General features: G+C 38.6%; 18 protein-coding genes. 15 read left to right on the top strand and 3 right to left on the bottom strand.

All coding sequences use genetic code 11. The features are described 5' to 3' along the window. The first annotated feature begins 75 nt into the window (after positions 1-75). From recA to CEF18_RS09785, 6 genes are all read left to right on the top strand, one after another. Positions 76-1128: a recombinase RecA gene (recA, locus tag CEF18_RS09810; RefSeq protein ID WP_110936296.1), complete on the top strand. Its 1053-nt coding sequence runs from the start codon at positions 76-78 to the stop codon at positions 1126-1128. A gap of 261 nt (positions 1129-1389) precedes the next feature. Continuing rightward, positions 1390-2955, top strand: coding sequence for a ribonuclease Y (rny, locus tag CEF18_RS09805; RefSeq protein ID WP_110936295.1), 1566 nt, complete (start codon positions 1390-1392; stop codon positions 2953-2955). Positions 2956-3219: 264 nt separating this feature from the next. After that, a complete protein-coding gene (locus CEF18_RS09800; protein WP_110936294.1) occupies positions 3220-4020 on the top strand; it encodes a TIGR00282 family metallophosphoesterase in 801 nt (266 codons plus the stop codon). A gap of 171 nt (positions 4021-4191) precedes the next feature. Next, the gene (locus CEF18_RS09795) at positions 4192-4452 is read left to right on the top strand and encodes a stage V sporulation protein S (protein ID WP_110936293.1); all 261 of its coding nucleotides are present in this window, start codon (positions 4192-4194) and stop codon (positions 4450-4452) included. Between the two features lie 440 nt (positions 4453-4892). After that, positions 4893-6635 (top strand): 2-oxoacid:acceptor oxidoreductase subunit alpha, encoded by a 1743-nt coding sequence (locus CEF18_RS09790; protein ID WP_110936292.1) that lies wholly within the window; start codon positions 4893-4895, stop codon positions 6633-6635. A gap of 3 nt (positions 6636-6638) precedes the next feature. After that, positions 6639-7505 carry a 2-oxoacid:ferredoxin oxidoreductase subunit beta gene (locus CEF18_RS09785; protein WP_110936291.1) on the top strand — a complete coding sequence of 289 codons (867 nt, stop codon included), beginning with the start codon at positions 6639-6641 and terminating at the stop codon, positions 7503-7505. 354 nt (positions 7506-7859) lie between these two features. On the opposite strand, the gene CEF18_RS09780 is transcribed toward CEF18_RS09785, so the two are convergent. From CEF18_RS09780 to CEF18_RS09770, 3 genes are all read right to left on the bottom strand, one after another. Beyond that, on the bottom strand, positions 7860-9203 hold the full coding sequence (locus tag CEF18_RS09780; protein ID WP_110936290.1) for a CitMHS family transporter: 1344 nt from the start codon (positions 9201-9203) through the stop codon (positions 7860-7862). Positions 9204-9380: 177 nt separating this feature from the next. After that, positions 9381-10100: a response regulator gene (locus tag CEF18_RS09775; protein WP_110936289.1), complete on the bottom strand. Its 720-nt coding sequence runs from the start codon at positions 10098-10100 to the stop codon at positions 9381-9383. Between the two features lie 18 nt (positions 10101-10118). Continuing rightward, positions 10119-11759, bottom strand: a complete 1641-nt coding sequence (locus CEF18_RS09770; protein ID WP_110936288.1) for an ATP-binding protein — start codon at positions 11757-11759, stop codon at positions 10119-10121. A 271-nt stretch (positions 11760-12030) separates the two neighbouring features. On the opposite strand from CEF18_RS09770, the gene miaB reads away from it, so the two are divergent. From miaB to CEF18_RS09725, 9 genes are all read left to right on the top strand, one after another. Continuing rightward, positions 12031-13575: a tRNA (N6-isopentenyl adenosine(37)-C2)-methylthiotransferase MiaB gene (gene miaB / locus CEF18_RS09765; RefSeq protein ID WP_110936287.1), complete on the top strand. Its 1545-nt coding sequence runs from the start codon at positions 12031-12033 to the stop codon at positions 13573-13575. 1 nt (position 13576) lies between these two features. After that, the gene (locus tag CEF18_RS09760; protein ID WP_110936286.1) at positions 13577-14002 is read left to right on the top strand and encodes a YlbF/YmcA family competence regulator; all 426 of its coding nucleotides are present in this window, start codon (positions 13577-13579) and stop codon (positions 14000-14002) included. 295 nt (positions 14003-14297) lie between these two features. Continuing rightward, a complete protein-coding gene (locus CEF18_RS09755; RefSeq protein ID WP_110936285.1) occupies positions 14298-14867 on the top strand; it encodes an outer spore coat protein CotE in 570 nt (189 codons plus the stop codon). Positions 14868-15244: 377 nt separating this feature from the next. After that, the gene (gene mutS, locus CEF18_RS09750; protein WP_110936284.1) at positions 15245-17893 is read left to right on the top strand and encodes a DNA mismatch repair protein MutS; all 2649 of its coding nucleotides are present in this window, start codon (positions 15245-15247) and stop codon (positions 17891-17893) included. Positions 17894-17910: 17 nt separating this feature from the next. Then, a complete protein-coding gene (mutL, locus tag CEF18_RS09745) occupies positions 17911-19800 on the top strand; it encodes a DNA mismatch repair endonuclease MutL (RefSeq protein WP_110936283.1) in 1890 nt (629 codons plus the stop codon). Between the two features lie 64 nt (positions 19801-19864). Beyond that, complete coding sequence (locus tag CEF18_RS09740) at positions 19865-20659, top strand: class I SAM-dependent methyltransferase (protein WP_110936282.1); 795 nt, start codon at positions 19865-19867, stop codon at positions 20657-20659. 2 nt (positions 20660-20661) lie between these two features. Next, positions 20662-21591, top strand: coding sequence for a tRNA (adenosine(37)-N6)-dimethylallyltransferase MiaA (gene miaA / locus CEF18_RS09735; RefSeq protein WP_110936281.1), 930 nt, complete (start codon positions 20662-20664; stop codon positions 21589-21591). 45 nt (positions 21592-21636) lie between these two features. Continuing rightward, the gene (hfq, locus tag CEF18_RS09730) at positions 21637-21870 is read left to right on the top strand and encodes an RNA chaperone Hfq (RefSeq protein WP_110936280.1); all 234 of its coding nucleotides are present in this window, start codon (positions 21637-21639) and stop codon (positions 21868-21870) included. A gap of 208 nt (positions 21871-22078) precedes the next feature. Further along, positions 22079-23032: an AAA family ATPase gene (locus CEF18_RS09725; RefSeq protein WP_110936279.1), complete on the top strand. Its 954-nt coding sequence runs from the start codon at positions 22079-22081 to the stop codon at positions 23030-23032. Positions 23033-23051: the final 19 nt, after the last annotated feature.

Raw genomic sequence — 23051 nt, 5'->3', positions numbered from 1 at the left:
GTGTGTTTAAATAGGATAAGATAGAATTCAAGGATGATAGTAAAATTTTTAAATAGATGAAGGAGAGATTGTAGAATGTCAGATCGTAAACAAGCATTAGATATGGCGTTAAAACAAATTGAAAAACAATTTGGTAAAGGATCTATTATGAAGCTGGGTGAGCAACCGGAGCATCGTGTATCGACCATTTCAAGTGGCTCATTAGCATTAGACATTGCTTTAGGAATAGGTGGCTATCCAAGAGGAAGAGTAATTGAAATATATGGTCCTGAATCATCAGGTAAGACGACCGTTTCTTTGCACGCTATTTCTGCAGTTCAAGGAAATGGTGGACAAGCCGCTTTTATCGATGCAGAACACGCATTAGATCCTGTTTATGCCCAAAATTTAGGCGTTAATATTGACAATCTACTTTTGTCGCAGCCTGATACTGGAGAGCAAGGTTTAGAGATTGCTGAAGCACTAGTTCGAAGTGGGGCTGTTGATATCGTAGTTGTTGACTCGGTTGCAGCGCTAGTGCCGAAAGCTGAAATTGAAGGGGAAATGGGAGATTCACACGTTGGTTTACAGGCACGTCTCATGTCTCAAGCTTTACGAAAACTTTCGGGCGCGGTTAGCAAATCGAAAACAATCGTTATCTTTATTAACCAAATCCGTGAAAAGGTTGGGGTCATGTTTGGTAACCCGGAGACTACTCCAGGGGGGCGAGCACTTAAGTTTTATGCTTCGGTAAGACTTGAAGTCCGTCGTGCAGAAACACTTAAGCAAGGAAATGATATGGTAGGGAATAAAACGAAAATTAAAGTAGTAAAAAACAAAGTTGCTCCTCCGTTCAAAGTAGCAGAGGTTGATATCATGTACGGACTTGGTATTTCAAGAGAAGGATCGATCCTAGATATCGGGTCAGAATTGGATATCGTTCAAAAAAGTGGTGCATGGTATTCCTTTAACAGTGAGCGAATGGGACAAGGCCGGGAAAATGCCAAGCAGTTTTTGAAAGAAAATGTTGAAATTACTGCAGACATTGAAAAACAAATCCGTGAGCATCATGGGCTAGTCAAGCCAAAAGATGTTCCCGTTCCAGAAGAGGTTGATGAAGAAGCAGACCTACCATTAGATTTAAAATAATGAAAAAACAGGAGGAGTTCCGGTTATTTTTCGGGACTCCTTTGGGTTACCCTCAGATGTAAAAAATAGGTCTTAGAACCCTTACCAATGCTTGACATTATTGAGTATGAAGCATACAATTAGTGAGAATACTGCATTTTACGATTTTTTTCTTAAAGTCGTATTTGGATGTATGAAATGCTTTATTTATGAATGGATGAACATGTAAAGAAATTTGAAATTTAGTTCCACCGAGAAATAGCATGAGGAGGTGAATCAGTCTTGGATAGTCTGATCGTACAAATCCTCATTTTGCTATTCACTGTAGTAATCTTTTTTCTAGTTGGATATTTCGTCCGTAAATCACTCGCAGAAGCAAAAATATCGAGTGCAGAAGCATTGGCGAAGCATACGATTGACGATGCTAAACGCGAAGCGGACTCGAGCAGAAAAGAAGCAATTCTTGAAGCAAAAGACGAAGCTCATAAGCTTCGAATGGATGCTGAAAAAGAAGTTCGTGATCGTCGGAACGATATTCAAAAACAAGAAAATCGATTAGTTCAAAAAGAAGAAGTATTGGATCGAAAAAGTGAAACGTTGGACAAAAAGGAAGTTACTCTTGAAAAACGAGAAGAGCAATTGTCGAAACGTCAGCATGAAATCGACGAGATGAATAGCAAAGTCGAGGAATCATTACAAGAACAAAAGCTAGAATTAGAAAGAATCTCTGCTTTTACGAAAGATGAAGCAAGAGCAATTATTATGAAGACAATGGAAGATGAGTTGGCACATGAAAAGGCAGTTTTTATAAAAGAATCTGTTACGCGAGCGAAGGAAGAAGCAGATAAGAAAGCGAAAGAAATTCTTTCTTTATCGATTCAACGATGTGCTGCTGATCATGTTGCGGAAACTACTGTTTCTGTTGTTAGTTTACCAAACGATGAAATGAAAGGTCGAATTATTGGCCGAGAAGGCCGAAATATTCGTGCATTAGAAACATTAACAGGAATCGATTTAATAATCGATGACACTCCTGAAGCAGTTATCCTTTCTGGTTTTGATCCTATACGAAGGGAAATTGCAAAAACTGCTCTTGAAAAACTTGTCCAGGACGGCCGAATTCACCCAGCAAGAATTGAGGAAACAGTGGATAAAGCAAGAAGAGAAGTGGATGAATTAATTCGAGAGTATGGGGAACAAACGACATTCGAAATGGGAATTCATAATTTACATCCCGATTTAATTAAGATCTTAGGTCGTTTGAAATTTCGCACAAGTTATGGGCAAAATGTCCTTAAGCATTCTGTAGAAGTTGCTCATTTATCGGGCATCATGGCAGCAGAATTAGGGGAAGACGTTCAAATGGCAAGACGTGCCGGTCTCCTTCATGATCTTGGTAAAGCAATTGACCATGAAGTAGAAGGTAGCCACGTTGAAATAGGTGTTGAGTTAGGAACGAAATACAAAGAACATCCAATTGTTATAAATAGTATTGCCTCTCACCATGGAGACACAGAGGCGACATCTGTTATCTCGACATTGGTAGCTGCAGCTGATGCTTTATCAGCAGCAAGACCTGGTGCGAGAAGAGAAACATTGGAAACCTACATTAAACGTTTGGAAAAACTTGAAGAGATCTCTGAATCTTTCGAGGGCGTGGAGAAAACATATGCTATCCAAGCTGGCCGTGAGGTTCGAATTATGGTGAAGCCTGATTATATTACGGATGAAGATTCGTATAAACTTGCTCGTGATATAACGAAAAAAATTGAAGATGAACTTGATTACCCTGGGCACATTAAAGTTACTGTGATCCGTGAAACAAGGGCTGTTGAGTATGCGAAATAAAGTGGTATTTTATACCACTTTTTTTCCTTTTTAAAAGATGAAAATGTAAATAAAGAGTTCTCTTTAATGTGCACATATCAAAAACCGCTATGCAACTTTTCTTGAAATCACAATGATTGGGTTCAAATAAAATTTACATATGTGTTTGTGTGCGAGAGACTGGAAATCTTAAATGTACAAAAATTAGTTTTTCACTATATTTGATACGTAATGAATTTTCGACTAAACTATATGATTACATAATGAAAAAATGAGGGATTGAAAATGAAAATATTATTTATAGGAGATATTGTTGGCTCTCCAGGTAGATCAGCGCTGAGAGAATACTTACCGAAGTTAAAATCGAAATACCGTCCTGATCTTACGATTGTAAATGGAGAAAATGCAGCAAGTGGGAAAGGAATTACGGGTAAAATTTATCACGATTTTATTCAACTAGGTGTAGACGTTGTAACAATGGGAAATCATACGTGGGATAAAAAAGAAATATTTGATTTTATAGAGGATGAATCAGCATCGAATATGATAAGACCAGCAAACTTCCCCGAAGGAAACCCCGGTAAGGGATATGTAATTAAAAAAGTCGGTAATAAAAAGGTAGCTGTTATTAATGCTCAAGGGAGAACTTTTTTACCACCTATCGATTGTCCATTTAGGAAATTAGAAGCGATTGTAGAAGAAGTAAGACAAGAAACTCCCTTTATATTTGTTGATTTTCATGCAGAAGCAACGAGTGAAAAGCTAGCCATAGGTTGGTTTTTGGATGGCAAGGTTTCTACTGTAGTTGGAACGCATACACACGTTCAAACTGCTGATGAACGCATTCTGCCAAATGGTACAGCTTACATTACGGACGTTGGTATGACCGGACCTTTGGATGGTATTTTAGGGATGGACCGAAATGTCATCATTAATCGATTTCTAACAAACTTACCTGCTAGGTTTGAGGTAACAACAGGACGGGAACAGTTAAATGGAGTAGTTGTTGAGCTCGATAACCAGTCTGGAAAGGCTTTAAATATTCAACGTATTAGCATTAATGAGGACCGGCCCTTTTTTGATTAGGGACATGATGTATATAATTTGAGGTTTCGAATATATACAGAAAGAGGTAAAGTGTAAGACATTCCTTTTTTGATAGGTTGATCAAAGAAAGAGCGATTAATTTCAAATCCCATGGTGCTAACTTGATGTTTGGCAATCGATTGAACAACAATTCCAAAAGGAGGTTCTGAAATGGAAATACTAAAAGTTTCAGCAAAATCCAATCCAAATTCTGTAGCTGGTGCATTAGCCGGAGTCATTAGAGAAAGAGGACACGCAGAAATTCAAGCAATTGGGGCAGGTGCATTAAACCAATCCGTGAAAGCAGTTGCCATCGCTCGAGGTTTTGTAGCACCAAGTGGTATCGATCTTATTTGTATTCCAGCATTTACAGATATTAAAATCGATAATGAGGACCGAACCGCTATTAAGTTGATCATTGAGCCCCGATAAATCAAAAAATACCTGACATTCTCAGTCGGGTATTTTTTTGTGGAAACACTTGAACCATAATAGGAAAGAAACCCATATGAGTGGGGCTATTCATTGAATAAAGATTAGCTAAATGCCCAAAAAAGAAAATTGAATATTCTAACTTTCGTCTAGGAAAGGTCAGAGATTATGTTACAATATAAATAGATACATAAACTTACGTAAGATGAGAGGCGACACTTCTTTTATCTTGATTCAAGCTCATTATTGAAAATGTTCTTTAGCCAGAGCTGATTAAATGGAAGTGTCAAACTCATTTAATAGTAGTTTAAGGTATATAGCAACTAGGGGAAGCATAATAGATTAACTAACTACATGAATGTATCCGCATTCATAGAAGGATTATCACTTGTATTAGATGGGAAGACGTCCGGTGCAGATGAAAAGGAGTGTAGTGAATAATGATAAATCAACTTTCATGGAAAGTTGGGGGACAGCAAGGGGAAGGTATTGAAAGTACGGGAGAGATTTTTTCAATGGCTCTAAACCGTCAAGGCTATTTTTTATATGGTTACCGCCATTTTTCTTCGAGAATCAAAGGTGGACATACCAATAATAAAATTAGGGTTAGCATAAAGGCAACGAATTCTATTTCGGATGACTTAGATATTCTCGTTGCTTTTGACCAAGAAACGATTGATGTAAATCACCATGAACTTAGTTTGGGAGCAGTTGTAATAGGTGACAGTAAATTTACACCTAGTCTTCCGGAAGGGTCACATGCAAAGTTATTTTCGGTTCCTTTCACTAAAATTGCTACAGATTTAGGCACCTCATTGATGAAAAATATGGTCGCAGTAGGAGCTTCAGCAGCCGTGATAGGATTAAATCCAGAGATGTTTAAATCAGTGGTCGAACAAATTTTTTCCAAAAAAGGTGCAACAGTTGTGGAAAAGAACATGGATGCTATTCGAGCAGGGATGGAATATTTCCAGAAAGAAGCTAGCGGAAACGTTGGAGATTTTTCATTAGAAAAAGCAGACGGTAAACATCGTATGTTTATGATTGGTAACGATGCGATAGCACTTGGTGCATTAACTGGTGGCGCTAGATTTATGCCAGCATATCCTATAACACCAGCTTCTGAAATCATGGAGTATCTTATTAGAAAATTACCCGATTATGGCGGTACGGTTATTCAAACGGAAGATGAAATAGCAGCATGTACCATGGCGATCGGTGCAAATTATGCGGGGGTTCGCTCATTAACTGCTTCGGCTGGTCCTGGATTGTCTCTCATGATGGAGGGAATTGGCCTTAGTGGCATGACAGAGACACCATTGGTCATAATAGATACGCAGAGAGGCGGTCCGAGTACAGGACTCCCTACAAAGCAGGAGCAATCCGATATTTTTGCCGTTATATTTGGTACTCACGGTGAAATTCCTAAAGTTGTGTTAGCCCCTTCAAGTGTGGAAGAAGCATTCTATGACACGATTGAAGCATTCAATATCGCAGAAGAGTATCAAGTGCCGGTTATCCTTATGACAGATTTAGCACTTTCACTTGGGAAGCAAACTGTGGAACCACTTGATTTTGAAAAAGTAGAAATCCGTCGGGGTAAATTAGATCCTGAAGAAGTTCTTCCAGAGCAAGAAAAAGGGGTATACTTCAAGCGTTACGATGTTACAGAAGATGGTATTTCCAAACGAGTTATTCCAGGCATGCCTAATGGACTTCATCATGTAACTGGTGTAGAGCATAATGAACAGGGAAAACCATCAGAAAGTCCTGAGAACAGGAAAGCTCAGATGGATAAGCGTATGAGAAAGCTAGATACGTTAATTGCTAATTTCCCAGTCCCAGTAGTAAAAGACGAAAAACATGATAATGCAGATGTATTAATTTTAGGTGTTAACTCTACTAGAGGAACGATTCAAGAGGCAATCCCAATGCTTGAAAAAGATGGCGTTAAAGTAAACCACGGACAAATACGTTTATTACATCCGTTTCCAACGGATGAGTTAGAAAGTATGATAGATAAGGCAAAGAAAGTCATTGTGATTGAAAATAATGCTACGGGTCAAGTGGCACAATTATTGAAAATGAATACTCGTTTAAATAAAGTAGAGTCCATTTTAAAATATGATGGAAATCCATTTTTACCTTCAGAGATTCACAACAGATGTAAGGAGGTACTTTAAAGTATGGCGACGTTTAAAGATTTTAGAAATAATGTAAAACCAAACTGGTGTCCCGGGTGCGGTGATTTCTCGGTACAGGCGGCAATACAACGTGCAGCGGCAAACGTCGGTGTTATTCCAGAGCAATTAGCGGTAGTGTCAGGCATCGGTTGTTCAGGCAGAATCTCAGGATATATTAATTCATACGGTCTTCACGGTATCCACGGACGGTCATTACCAATTGCTCAAGGTGTCAAGATGGCAAACCGTGAATTGACTGTTATTGCTTCAGGAGGAGATGGAGATGGTTTTGCAATCGGAATGGGTCATACCATCCATGCTATTCGCAGAAACATTGATGTCACATATATCGTGATGGACAATCAAATATACGGATTAACGAAAGGGCAAACCTCTCCGCGAAGTGACTTGGGCTTCAAAACAAAAAGCACACCAGAGGGATCTATTGAGTCATCCTTAAGTGTGATGGAACTGGCCTTAGCTTCTGGAGCAGGATTTGTTGCTCAAAGTTTCTCCAGTGATTTAAAAGAACTAACGTCTCTTATCGAACAAGGAATGAATCACAAAGGGTTTTCTTTAATCAATGTATTTAGTCCATGTGTAACTTTTAATAAAATCAACACGTACGCTTGGTTCAAAGAGAACTTGATCTCACTATCAACGGTTGAAGACTATGATCCTGAAAATCGTATGAAGGCAATGAATACACTAATGACATACGATGGCCTTGTAACAGGATTAATTTACCAAAACAAACAAAAACCGTCCTATGAATCGATGGTGAAAGGATTTAAAGAAGAATCACTTGCTTCACAGGAATTATCGCTAAAAAAAGAAGAATTTGAACAACTAGCGGCGGAATTTATGTAATTGCTAGTGGGTAAAAATAACTTTTGCATTACTTATATGCTCCCCTAAAGATAGAAGAAATCAGCCTCCTCGAACACAGACGGAAGGGCACTGAAAAAGTAGAGTTTTTACTTTTTTAGTGCCCTTTTTGATAATATCAGAATTTATATGTTTTCCTATTTTAACAGGTAAGAAGCACAAAATTCTTGTTTTTAGATATTATTGTTTTCCGCAACTGCCTTTCTAAAAAATTGTTGTTTGCTCGAGGTGGCTAGCGGATCATCCACGGAAAGGGAGCTGAAATTCTTCCAAACAACCTTCAATGATAACAAAACAAAATAGATACAAAAGACGCTACGCGTTTTTCTTAGGCTACTATAAAGAAATAATCCCCATCATGATCGCTACGCCAAATAATACAATACTGAAACCCCACATCCAGAAAAAAGAGTAACGAATATGTTTACCCATTTCAAGACCGGCTAATCCAAGTGCGAGCCAGAGAGCAGGGGAAAAGGGACTTATAAACGTTCCAATAATATTTCCAATCATCATCGCATAGGCAGCAGATACACCTTCCACCCCATAGCTAGTAACAATTTGTTCTACGACTGGAAGTAAAGCAAAATAGTAAGCGTCAGTGTTTAATATTAATTCAAAAGGGACACCGAATACGCCGATTATGATATGCAAGTAAGGGACAAGTAAAGCTGGTAAAATCAGGACTAAATCTGTTGCTAACGAATCCAACATGCCTGTTCCAGTCAAAATACCTAAAAATGAACCTGCAGCCAAAATAATGGATGCCATTAACAGTGCATTTGGAGCATGTGCTTTGATTCGTTCCATCTGCTTATCTACCTTTGGATAATTTAACGGTAAAGCAATGCTTAAGCCAATCATAAAGACAAAGCCGGCTGGAATGATTCCCCATACAAGCATCGCGATCAAACCGACTGTTAAAAGCAAATTAATCCATAGCAATTTAGGACGAAGTAAGTTATTTGTGTTTTGTTTTTCTAATGAATCATCACTCATATCAGATTCATCCAATTCAAGAGCTGCAGCAGCCTCTGAATCAAGACTAGTTTGAGGACCTAACTTGCTTATTCTGCGCTGCTCACGCATTCCTAGAATAATAGCCATACCAACTAGTAATAACAAAGCAATGATTTGTAAAGGAATGAGAGGTCTCCAAAGTTCTGAAGGATCAACTCCCAAAACTGCTGCTGTACGACCAAGAGGACCGCCCCAGGGTACCATATTAATAATACTGGCACTTGTACCAACTAATAAAAGAAGAAGGTACGGGCTCATTTTCAAACGCTTATAAAGAGGCAATAAAGCTGGAATAGTGATAAGGAACGTGGAAGCCCCGGATCCATCAAGATGAGCAATGGCACCAATGATCACCGTACCTACTGCAACGGCAATAACGTTTCCCCTGGAGAATTTGATCATTTTATTAATAATTGGATCAAAAAGTCCAGCGTCTTGCATGACACCGAAATAAAGGATAGCAAAAATGAACATGATGACAACGTTGATAACGCTATCAATTCCCTCATTAAAAAATTCACCGATTTCCGAGATACCAAATCCCGCTAAGAGTGCACCTAAAATAGGGATAATAACAAGACCGATAATCGGACTGATCTTTCCTTTAATAAGTAAAAATACGATTGCGAAAATAGTAGTAAAGGCTATAATACTTAACATGCTTTTCCCTCCATCATAAAAAAGTAAGTTGAAGAGGGAATATAATGGAAGCGCATACAAATTAATTGCATAATTATTATACTTCCCTCTTCTCATCTTGTTGCTTGTAAGAAAAAGATACCATACAAAGAAAAGAGGGGGCAGATTAGTTATATAAATCGATTAAAAACTATTTTGTTAGTTTTGTTCATTTTGTTCACAGATGTAACGTCTTTCTGGTCGACCAACTTCCCCATAGCTTTGTTTAACCTTTAATTCATTAATGGAGGTCATATATTCCAAATAACGCCTCACCGTAGAACGGCTGGCACCTAGCTTTTTACTAACCTCTACCGCTGTCACACCTTCACGGTTAAGAGGCTGTAATATTTCCCTGATTTTATCAAGAGTCATTCCATCGATCCCTTTAGGGAGTATTTTAGCGTGAGAGGCATTTTCATACCTCATTGACTCCTGGACACCGGTTAACATATCAATCTCTTTCTGGTCCATCGTACTTTTAGAATCCAAAAATGTTCGGCGTTCTTTAAATCTATCCAACGTTGCTTTTAATCTAGAAAAATCTACCGGTTTAACAATGTAATCAAAAATTCCTCCTCGAAGGGTGTCCTCAATCATCGTTACTTCTTTTGTTGCTGTTACCATGATAATGTCGATTTGATGATAAGTTTTTCGAATACTCCAAAATAAATCTAACCCTTTAACATCCGGAATATAAACGTCTAACAAAATGATGTGAGGTAAAGGGGTGTTTTTTTTCAAAAACTCGAGCGTCTCTTCACCAGACTTTGTCAAACCAACAATTGAAAAATCATCTAGTTTTGAAATGAATTCACTTGTAATATCAGCAATCCGAAAATCATCTTCAACAATTAAAACACGAAAGTCTTCAGTCATTATTCATGCCTCTTTTCTTTAGTCTTCTAATTTAGGTATGGTGATAACAAAGCAGGCCCCACCAAGGTCTGTTTCTTCAAGAAATATATCTCCGTTAACTTCAGATATTATTTGCTTTGAAAGGGCTAGTCCAACACCTCGATGGTATCCTTTTTTCGTTGAGAAGCCTTGGCGAAATATTTCTTCCATATCATCTAATGACACCCCTGACCCCGAATCGTCCACTTCAATTAAGACATCATCTCCCAGATCAGTAAAAAAGATAGATATTTTCCGTTCTGTTCTTATTTTGAGTTGGACGGCATCCATGGCGTTATCAATTACATTACCTAGTGCCGTAAGCAGTGCTTCTCGCTTTCGATCAGACATATGGGCCGTAAGTTGACTATCAGGGTGGATGGATAATGAAATTTGTCTTTCACTTGCTTGATTTAATTTACCTAAGATGAGGGCACTTAATAGTGGATCGGATATTTTTTCAATAACAATCCTGATCCACTCCTGTTGGAGATTACTTTCCTTCTTAATAAATTCTATCGCTTCTTTGGTATGTTTTAATTGTAGCAAGCCAAAAATGATAGAAAGTTTATTCGAAAACTCGTGTGTTTGCGCTCGCAACGCTTCAGCATATTGTTTAACTCTAGTGAGCTCCATCGTCAACGTTTCCATTTCTGTTTTATCACGGAATGTGGCAACAGCACCAATTAACATATTTTCATAGTAAATAGGCACCCTGTTAACTAAGATACTAACGCTCCTAACTTGCATTTCACGGTTAAATTGGCTTTGTCCATCTTTTAACACTTCTGGAAGTTGAGATTCCGGTAAAACATCACTTATTTGGGTTCCTATATAATGAATTGACTCTGCATCAAATAGTAATTTTTGTGCCGATGCATTGATTAATGTAATCGTACCCTTTTGATTAACAGCGATAATACCTTCATGTGTCGATTGTAAAATGGTTTCTTTTTGTAATAACAGGTGGGAAATTTCCTCTGGTTCTAAACCGAATAGTATCCTTTTAATATAGTTAGAAACGAAAGTTGCACCGATAATACCTATTAATCCTATGATGATCAAAACAAGCCATATCTCTTTACTATGAGCCTGAATAACATTTTCAACATCCTTAGCTAAAAATCCGACGGAAACAACACCAATAATCTCTCCATTATTAGACAGGACAGGAACTTTCCCTCGCAAAGATTGTCCTAACGAGCCGAGAGCAGTTGATACATAGGATTCACCGAGTGCTAGTGCTCGGTGGTTATCTTCACCGACCATTTTTTTGCCGATTTGGGAATGATTTGGATGAGAATATCGTATTTCCTCTTTATTACCAACGACGATAAATTCCGCACCAGTTGCTTCACGAATATCAGAAGCGATAGGTTGGATTGTAGATGCTGGATCCTCATCCTCAAACGCTTGAATTAATTCTGGTATGTGTGCAACACTTTCGGCAACATTTAAGGCTTGTTCGCCCATACTTTCTTCTAATGTATTCGTAAACAAATAATTGATAAGTAAACCTAGGATTAAAAACATACCAGTTATTAGCAGTGTGATAAGGAAAATCAGTTTTATCTTAAGGGTCATTTTTGAATGTGGTTTTACAAGGTGCTTTTTATTTGCTGTATTTAAGAAATCTTTCATCGTGTCAGCACCTTTCTTTAGAGAGTGTAGACAGTTACCCATTGAGTCTACTATACAGTTCACTAAAGAGGAAGAGAGTTTTTTATGAACTTTTAATGAGAATGATTAGAGATTACTTAGCATATATCTCGAATGCTTGATGTGGTCACTAGCAGTTATCGGTCTTGCTAACGGAAGGCAATTGCTATCTCTATACAAATGGTTGTATAACGCTTTAAAACCCTTTATACTTTATACGGTATGTTAATTAGTAAAGGAGATTGAATGGCAAATGAATGAAGATCAGAAAAAACAACAAGTGAAAGCGATGGAGGGGACTTCTTCTGCGGACGTAAAATCCGACCAGAATAAAGATTACTCTCAATACTTTCAAACGAGCTACACTCCGCCTGATTTAAAGCAGGCAAAAAAGCGTGGAAAAGAAGATGTATCTATCTTATATAACTTTGATATCCCGGAAGATATGCAAGGGATTGGTAAAGGGAAAAAATTCTTAATTCGAACATATGGTTGCCAGATGAATGAACACGATTCAGAGAATATAGCGGGGATTCTGTTGCAAATGGGTTTTGAATCAACAGCAGTTGCAGAAAATGCTGATATTATTCTTTTGAATACGTGTGCTATTCGGGAAAACGCAGAAAATAAAGTGTTTGGTGAAATTGGAAATTTAAAACCGATGAAATTGGAAAACCCAGGTCTAATTGTCGGGGTTTGTGGCTGTATGTCACAAGAAGAATCGGTCGTAAACCGTATTCTTCAAAAGCACCCGCACGTGGATTTAATTTTCGGTACTCACAACATTCACCGATTGCCTGATCTCTTGAAAAATGCTATCTTCAGTAAAGAGATGGTGGTTGAGGTTTGGTCCAAAGAGGGCGATATTATTGAAAATATGCCTCGCGCAAGAAAAGGTAAGATTCAAGGCTGGGTAAATATCATGTATGGCTGTGATAAGTTCTGTACGTATTGTATTGTACCTTATACAAGAGGCAAGGAGAGGAGTAGACGGCCTGAAGACGTTATCGAAGAGGTCCGTCACCTTGCAAGAAGCGGTTATAAAGATATCACATTGCTTGGTCAAAATGTAAATGCCTACGGAAAAGATCTTGTGGACATGGAATACGGTCTCGGAGATTTAATGGAAGAAATCCGGAAAATAGATATTCCTCGCGTTCGATTTACAACGAGTCACCCAAGAGATTTCGATGATCACTTAATCGAAGTTTTAGCTAAAGGCGGGAATATGGTTGAGCATATTCATTTACCGGTACAAAGCGGTAGTAATGCTGTTTTGAAATTAATGGCTAGAAAGTATACCCGTGAGCATTATGTGGAACTGGCTAACAAGATCAAGACGGCAATTCCGCATGCATCGTTTACAACAGATATCATCGTAGGGTTTCCAAATGAGACCGAAGAACAATTCGAGGATACACTCTCATTAATGAGGGAAATGAACTATGACAGTGCGTATACGTATATTTATTCTCCGAGAGATGGCACGCCAGCAGCTAAGATGGAAGACAACGTGCCAATGGAAGTGAAGAAGGAAAGATTACAGCGTTTAAATGCCTTAGTTAATGAAATGTCTGCAGCCAATAACCTTGCTTACCAAGGAAAAGTGGTTGAAGTATTAGTAGAAGGTGTCAGTAAGAAAAATGAGGACGTACTTATGGGTAGAACCCGTACGAATAAATTAGTGAACTTTCGAGGGACCGATGCGTCCATTGGTACACTTATTCAAGTGAAAGTAACAAATGCAAAAACATGGTCATTAGATGGCGAAGTTGTAGAAACGGTTGGGGTGAATTAATATGAGTGGAACATATACAAAACAAGATATCGTAAAAAAAGCTAGAGAATTGGCGGCAATGATGGCTGAAACGGAAGAAGTAGATTTTTTCAAACGCGCGGAATCACAGATTAATGATCATTTACGCGTTCAGGAAATTATTGGGAAAATCAAGGCTTTACAAAAAGAAGCTGTTAATTTAAAACATTATCAAAAAACAGAAGCTTTGAAGGCAACGGATGCTAAAATTGATGCCCTTCAAGATGAATTAGAGGGTATCCCATTGGTTGAAGAGTTTAAACAATCACAAACAGAAGTTAATGAATTAATGCAATTAGTGAGTAATACCATTTCGAATACAGTGACAACAAAAATTATTGAATCTACTGGTGGAGATCTTCTTCAAGGGACAACAAATAAAAACCCTTTAAAATCAGGCGGTTGCTAATAAAAATATTCTAGAGTAGAGAAAAGTCATTTCCAATTTGGAAATGACTTTTTTTAATTCTTCCAAACAACCTTCCGTAATAACAAAAGCAACAAAATAGAAAAAAGGACACAAAAATTTGCAATGCAGTTTTTCTTATCATTTTTTCAAGAAAAGGGACATATACATCATTGAACAGGCGATCACTTATTTATTTATTAAAAATAACACACTAGGTATTTGTCTTGCATAGGATGCAAGCGAGAGGTTTTTAGAGAATGTCACGTAGTTTATTTACGTGCAAGGAGGGAATTCGATGTCAGCTTCAGATAACGATCAACACTACAGGGAAATAATTACGAAAGCTGTTTGTGGAAAAGGAAGAAAGTTTTCGGAAACCAAGCATATTGTAGCACCAGAAGATCAGCCTACCAGTATTCTTGGTTGTTGGATTATCAATCACAAATATGCTGCGAAAAAAAAGGGTGATGCAGTAGAAATGCGGGGTTCATATGATATCAATATTTGGTATTCTTACTCCGGTAATACGAAGACAAAAGTGGCGACCGAAACTGTGAAATATACAGATGTCGTACCATTAGTCATGCAAGACAGTGATATCTTGTCAGGAGATATAGAAGTTGTCGCACGAATGGTGCAGCAACCAAATACGCTAGAAGCCCTTATTGCATCTAATGAAAAAGACGTGGAGATCCAAGTAGAAAAAGAATTCATGGTTGAGGTAATTGGGGAAACAAAAATAACAGTCTTAGTGGATCCTACCGCAACATCAGATTTTGACGATGACCTAGATAGCGATCAAATAAAAGATGGAGATTTTGAAGACCTCGATCCTAATTTTTTAATGGGTGATCTTGAAGAATAGGATCTTGGGAGAATCAGGCACATCCTTACGAAGGAATTAAAACTTCGTAAGGATGTGTTTTGTTTTAAGATTTACGCGGGTTATTCATCCAGGGATCCCGGGGTCTTGCGCTTCAGAAAACTTCTTATCTAAGCTTCGAAACTTACGAAAACTTCTGTAAGCTTTGATAGCTATCTTCACGCCGCAAGTATCAAGGGAAACCCACCCTTGATACTTAAAAGATGGCGGCGGAAGCTGACGCTGTATTTAACAAAAGACGCTTTGCGTTTTTCTTAACTAAATCAGCTAGATCGTTTTTCTTACTAAGACTAACGCTGATTATGTTATAATAAGTCCGTATTTACTAGAGAAGTTAAGCTAAAGGTTGGATGATAACGATGGCTACAATTACCCCAATGATGGAACAATATTTACGCATAAAAGCGGAACATGAAGATGCTTTTTTGTTTTTCCGCTTAGGTGACTTTTATGAGATGTTCTATGAGGATGCAAAAAAGGCAGCGAAGGAATTAGAAATTACATTAACTGCTCGTGGAAAAGGGGAAGCTGGAATTCCCATGTGTGGTGTTCCCCACCATGCAGCAGCAAATTACATAGCACAATTAATAGAGAAGGGCTATAAAGTAGCTATTTGTGAACAAACAGAGGATCCAGCAGAGGCTAAGGGGGTTGTCAGGCGGGAAGTGGTGCAAATTATCACTCCTGGAACAGTGATGGAAGGCAGAGCTATTGGGGAAAAAGATAATAATTATCTTCTATCTGTCACTCCTTTTGAAGGCGATGAATACGGGCTTGCTGCTGCTGATATGACTACTGGAGAATTCCTTGTTACCACGATGACTGGTAGTTTTAGTGAGTTAATTGATGAAATGGCAGGTTTTCGTCCGCGGGAAGTGATTATTCCTTCTTCATTTGAGCAGGGAAGGCGAAACGAATTAGAAGCTAGACTTCACGTGACACTGTCGAATGAGGATCATACGGAGCCACTAGATGAAGGCACTGGGCTTGTTCAAGCTCTTTCAGATGGGAAAACAAAAGAAACGAGCTATCAGCTTATCTGGTATTTAAAGAGAACAACAAAACGTTCATTAGATCACTTACAGGCTGCTAGATTTTATTTACCGCGAGAATATATGACAATGGATGTTCATTCCAAGAGAAATTTAGAGTTAGTAGAAACATTGAGAGAAAAGAAGAAACAAGGATCTCTTCTATGGGTTTTGGATCGCACAGAAACTGCTATGGGAGGAAGAATGCTTAAGCAATGGATTGAAAGACCCCTTCTCAATCAGGGTACGATCGCGAAACGACATGAATTAGTCGGGAAACTTATTGAACGCTTTTTTGAACGAGAGGCGTTAAAAGAACACCTGCAAGGAGTCTATGATTTAGAACGACTTTCGGGAAGAGTAGCTTTCGGTAATGTGAATGGTCGTGACTTGATTCAGTTAAAAAAATCATTGGAAAAGGTTCCAACCATTTTCCAGACGGTACGATCACTAAACAGTGATTACGGAAACTCCTTAATGCACGGGATCGTTGATTGTCAGGATTTACGGCACCTATTAGAAGGCAGCATTAACGAGGATTGTCCTGTCGGAATTACGGATGGCGGTCTCATTAAAGATGGATATTCTGAACAATTGGATGAATACCGCGATGCTATGAGAAACGGTAAAACATGGATCGCCGCGTTGGAGAAACAAGAAAAAGAAGTCACTGGTATCCGTTCGTTAAAGATAGGTTTCAATAAAGTTTTTGGATATTATATTGAAGTTACGAAACCAAATCTACCGCAAATTCCCGAGGGACGTTATGAAAGAAGACAAACTCTGACGAATGCAGAAAGATATATTACGGAAGAATTAAAAGAAAAAGAAGTATTGATTTTAGAAGCGGAAGAAAAAAGCGAAAAGCTAGAATACGAGCTTTTTATGAAAATTCGCGAACAAGTCAAGGCGTATATTCCTTCCTTACAACAACTTGCGAGTGTGGTCAGCACTTTTGATGTCCTGCAAAGCTTTGCGGCAATAGCGGAAGAAAATCGGTATGTAAAGCCAACCTTAATTTCAGAAGGTACAGTTGATATTCGTGAGAGCCGACACCCTGTAGTGGAAAAAATGATTGATGAAGGAGATTACGTGCCTAATGATATCTATTTAGGCGAAGATCGGGAGCTTTTACTTGTGACGGGGCCAAATATGGCTGGTAAGAGCACGTATATGCGACAACTGGCTCTCATCTCGATTATGACACAAATTGGGAGTTATATTCCGGCTCATCAAGCCCAAATACCAGTGTTTGATCAAATATTTACGCGGATTGGAGCGGCAGATGACCTGGCGCAGGGACAGAGTACATTTATGGTGGAAATGTTGGAGACAAAGCATGCCGTATCGAAGGCTACAAAACAGAGCCTCATTCTGTTGGATGAAATTGGAAGAGGCACATCTACGTACGATGGAATGAGTTTAGCGCAAGCGATTATGGAATATATTCATGATGATATTGGAGCAAAAACGTTATTTTCTACGCATTATCACGAGCTGACAACGCTTGAGTCAGCGTTACCGCGATTGAAAAATGTTCATGTCTCAGCAAAAGAAGAGAACGGGACAGTCGTGTTTCTTCATAAAGTGATCGAAGGCGCGGCGGATCGAAGCTATGGAATTTATGTTGCAGAACTGGCAGAACTGCCACCCAAGCTGATTGCACGTGCAAAAATGATCTTAAAAGAATTTGAAGCAGGAGAACCTCAAATTCGAAAACCTGTAACGAATTATTCACCTGAGCCTGATTCTGAAATCCACAAGGAAGTTCCATTTTTCGAGAAGAAAGAGGAGAATGGTCCGCAACAATTAACGCTCTTTGAGGAAGAGAGTCTTCCGCTGCAAAAATCAAAAAATAAAAGAACACGTACGGAAGATAAGGTGATTACTGAGTTAACGTCAGCGAATCTCCTTCATATAACACCAATTGAAGCCATTCAATTATTGGACAAGCTGCAACGAAAATTAACCAAATAAAAAAGGAGGTGTGACTAATGGCGAAGATTTTTCAGCTCGATGAATTGCTATCAAACAAAATTGCTGCTGGGGAAGTGGTTGAAAGACCATCTTCTGTTGTGAAGGAGCTTGTAGAAAATGCGATTGATGCGAATAGTACCCAGATTCGGATCGATATTGAAGAGGGTGGATTGTCATTAATAAGGGTTTTAGACGACGGAGATGGACTTGAGAAAGACGACTTCCGAATGGCTTTTTTCCGACATGCTACTAGTAAAATTCAACATGATGCAGATTTGTTTCGAATAAAGACACTGGGTTTTCGCGGAGAAGCATTGCCGAGTATTGCTTCCGTTTCAAAACTCACCTTGAAATCGAGCACGGGTGGAACAGAGGGACAAGAAATCCGGCTTGAAGGGGGGCACGTGAAACACGAAAAGACGGCCACTCCACGGAAAGGAACGGAAATCATTGTTACAGATTTGTTTTATAATACACCGGCTCGCTTAAAGTATTTACGAACGATTCATACGGAACTTGGTCACATCTCAGATATCATCAATAGAATGGCATTGTCCCATCCGGAAATAGCGTTCATTCTTACGCACAATCAAAAAACTTTGCTGCAAACAGTGGGAAATGGGGATCTTGCTCGCGTGATCGCTTCTATTTATGGATCAGCCATGGCAAAAAAAATGGTTCCTATTGAAGCGGAAACGTTAGATTTTACTTTGAAAGGATTTATTGCTAAGCCTGAAGTAACTAGGTCGAATCGTTCGTATATGTCTACTATTTTAAATGGTAGATACGTGAAAAATTACTCACTCATAAAAGCGATTCAAGAAGGGTATCACACCCTTTTACCGATCGGGAAATTCCCATTAGTAGTGCTGCATGTTGAGATGAACCCTTTACTGGTGGATGTCAATGTCCATCCCTCAAAACTTGAAGTGAGAATTAGTAAAGAAAAAGCGTTACAGGAGCTCGTTACAGGAAGTATTAAAGATGTTTTTAAAGGAATTCAGTTAATCCCAGATGTATTAGAAAGAAAATATTCAAACAATAAACCTAATTCGGAACAAATGGCCTTTTCTTTCGAGCATCGTGCGCAGTCACTGAATAATCAAAGGGAGAAGGAAGAGACCGAAAATGCGCAAGAATCTAGTTTTTTTCAGCAACCTGAAAATGATATGACGGGTGAAGTGAGAGAATCAGATTTTCAAACGATCAATAAGCAAAAAGCAGCAGAAGCGGACATTTGGGAATTGGAAAGGGAACCTGTTGTTGAACCACCATTTTCACAAGAATCAGAAGAATCAAGCCAAGAGGGAAATGTCACCAAAGCCAATGTACCAGTGCTCTATCCGATCGGCCAATTGCATGGCACGTATATAATGGCACAAAACGACCAAGGCTTATATATGGTAGATCAACACGCTGCACAAGAGCGAATTAAATACGAGTATTTCCGAGATAAACTCTCGTTAACAAATAACCAGCTGCAAGAGCTACTCGTGCCACTTCAATTCGAATTTACACAATCAGAAGAATCATTGATGACAGAATACCAAAAGGAATTAGAAGACGTAGGGTTATTTCTGGAACCATTTGGTTCTCGTACGTATATTGTAAGGTCTCATCCTACTTGGTTTCCGGAAGGTCAGGAAGAGGAAGTTATTTCAGAAATGCTCGAACAATTAAGAAATGAGCAAACGATTCATATCGGAAAACTACGCGAGGAAGCAGCTATTCTTATGTCCTGTAAGGCTGCTATTAAAGCAAATCGTCATTTAACAAAGGATGAAATGTTCCAACTTTTAGAGACGTTACGCACATGTGAAGATCCATACACGTGTCCTCACGGCAGACCCATTCTTATTCATTATTCCACCTATGACATCGAAAAAATGTTTAAGAGGATAATGTAGTAGCGCCTATGTTCTGTGTGTAGGTGCTACTAGTTTTAGTCATCCCAGGTAGAGGAGGATTCGTATGGAGCGAGACGGATTTGTAACGTCATCTTCGAAAGCAGCAGAAGATATAAAAAAGTGGGGGCGAAAGTTAGCTGAAAAGTGGTCACTTCCTTATGTTGTAAGAAGAAAACAACCGATTGACAAGTTAATCCGTGAATGTGGCGGGCCTGCATACGTAGTTACAACTACTAGAATTGAAGTATATCGTAAAGAGGGAAGTCAGCCTTTCTTCTTTCATCCAAATGCTGCGATGTTTCGGGCGAAAAGATGGCTTTATCATCAAGAGGACCCTTTCGTATCAGCGTGTGATTTACGAGAAGGTGATATTCTAGTGGATGCAACGCTGGGTCTTGGATCTGATGTACAACTTGCAAGTTTAGCTATAGGGAAGCAAGGCAATGTTATTGGATTAGAAGCATCAGAGGTTATTTTTACTATCGTAGAAGAAGGGCTTCAATCGTATGAAAGTTCCCTTCTGCCTTTAAACGAAGCAATGAGAAGAATAAAAGTTATTCATACAAACGCAGAAAACTGGTTAAAGGAACAGCCAGACGCAAGTGTTGACGTGGTTTATTTCGATCCTATGTTTCAAGAAGAAGTCTCATCAGATGGTATCGAAACTTTGAAACAATATGGGTTATACGAAGGTGATTTTGAACAAATGATCATCGATGCTATAAGAGTAGCAAGAAAGAAAGTAGTATTGAAGGACCATTTTAAGAGTACCCGCTTTGCTTTATATGGTTTTCATGTTCAAGTCAGACCATCTTCAGTTTTCCACTATGGTATTATTGATTTGGAAGAGAGGGAATAACAATGACAACACGTAAACCATTGATTGTAGTTGTTGGCCCTACAGCCGTTGGGAAAACCGCAACGAGTATTCAACTAGCCCAACATTTCAACGGTGAAATTATTAGTGGGGATTCCATGCAAGTATATCGTGACATGGACATAGGTACTGCTAAAATAACGCCAGAGGAAATGGAAGATGTACCCCATCATCTAATAGATATTATAAATCCGCAAGACTCTTTTTCGGTTGCTGACTTTCAATCTGCGGCAAACACTGCTATACATAAAATATACGAAAAAGGACGGATTCCTTTTATTGTGGGAGGTACAGGGTTATATGTGAACGCTGTATTATATAACTATGATTTTTCAGAAAAAGGGGAAGACACAGCATTTCGTGAGAGGTTAGAGCAGTATGCGGAAGAAAATGGGAACGAAGCATTACATAGCCAGCTTAAGGATATTGATCCAGAAAGTTACCAGGAACTTCACCCAAACAATCGCCGTCGTGTGATTCGGACATTAGAAGTCTATCACCTTACAGGTAAACCTTTACGGAGTGATAAAGAAGAAAACCGGTCTTCCTCATATGATTTCTATGTTATAGGATTAACGATGGATAGAGACAAATTATATGAACGAATTAACTTACGGGTGGAGCAAATGATCCAAGATGGGTTGATTGAAGAAGTGAAGAAGTTAACAAATGAAGGATTTGCTTCGGTGCAATCGATGCAAGCGATTGGATATAAAGAGATTACTCCGTATATACTTGGAGATTGTTCAAAGGAAGAGGCGATTGATAATTTAAAACAAAATTCCAGACGCTTTGCTAAACGGCAATTAACATGGTTCCGTAACAAGATGGACATAGAATGGTTTGATATGACAGACGACCGGGAAGAAAAAATAGAAGAAATTATTCTATATTTAGAAGGAAAGTTGTTTTAAATCTAGAATATAGTTAATAATGTGAATAGAGGGGGCTGCACATATATGAAACAACAATCAGTGAACATACAAGATCAATTCTTAAATCAATTGAGGAAAGAAAATATTCCGGTTACTGTATTTTTACTTAACGGATTCCAGCTCAGGGGACATGTGAAGAGCTTTGACAATTTTACCGTTATACTAGATACAGACGGTAAACAACAATTGGTCTATAAGCACGCAATTTCAACGTTCTCACCTCAGCGAAATGTTCAATTAAATCAGGAAAGTAAGTAAGAGGAATGGCACTGGAAAAGTCGATTTTTAACTTTTTCAGTGCCCTTTTGATGCCGCGAGCGTAGCCTTCTTTTTTTGCTGAGCTTCTGTTGCTTTATAGAATGTTAGATCCTTTTTTCTTGTGGGCATTTGTCACGTCTATAAAGTTCATGCGTATAGTGATTGTGACAGATAGGAATTCCCTTTAAGATAGAGGATGGTGACTTCGATGTTACAGTCAGCTAAAATGAAAAAAAGAGGACAAATAAATATTGTTATCAACTCTGAAGAGAGAGAGAAGAACGATTCAATATGGGGGCGGGAAGGCAATTATCCGCCGATAGATCATGTTGAATATCGCAATGTCATGAAGTCTTTTGACGACTATGTAGGATTAGAATCCATTAAGTCATTTGTTCACGAAATTTATTCTTGGATTTACATTAATAATATTAGACAGGATAAAGGGTTAAAGACCGGTCAACAAGCACTTCATATGATTTTTAAAGGAAATCCAGGAACAGGTAAAACAACCGTGGCAAGATTAATAGCTACCATGTTGAGAGACTTAAATGTACTAGAAAAGGGTCACTTTATTGAAGTGGAAAGAGCAGATTTAGTCGGAGAATATATAGGACACACCGCACAGAAAACACGTAACTTAGTAGAAAAAGCTCTCGGTGGAGTTTTGTTTATTGATGAGGCGTATTCACTAGCGAGGGGCGGAGAAAAAGATTTTGGAAAAGAGGCCATCGATGCTCTTGTTAAGGTAATGGAAGATCAACAACATAATTTTGTCTTAATCCTTGCTGGCTATCCGGTCGAGATGGACCGGTTTATGAGATTAAATCCAGGATTGCCGTCAAGATTTCCAATGGTACTGACTTTTCCCAATTACTCGGTAGAAGAGCTGTTGAAAATGACGAAAAGTATGGCAGCACAGCGAGACTATGAACTTGATGATGAATCTATGACCTATATGAATGAACTTTTAATCATTGCAAAAGAATATGAACATGGAAGGTTCAGTAATGGGCGATTTATCCGGAACTTGCTAGAGAAAGCAATTCGTATTCAGGCTGTCCGCCTGTTGCAGGAAAAGGAATATAGCCGGGATATACTTGCAACGTTAAGAAGAATCGATTTTGAGAGAGCGTTCCATAATATTCTAGGGGAATCCTAAAAAGAAGGTGATTTGTTAT

This window comes from Salipaludibacillus neizhouensis (genome assembly GCF_002886185.1).
GTDB classification, from domain to species: Bacteria; Bacillota; Bacilli; order Bacillales; family Salisediminibacteriaceae; genus Salipaludibacillus; species Salipaludibacillus neizhouensis.
This window is presented reverse-complemented; position numbering and strand designations above follow the sequence as displayed.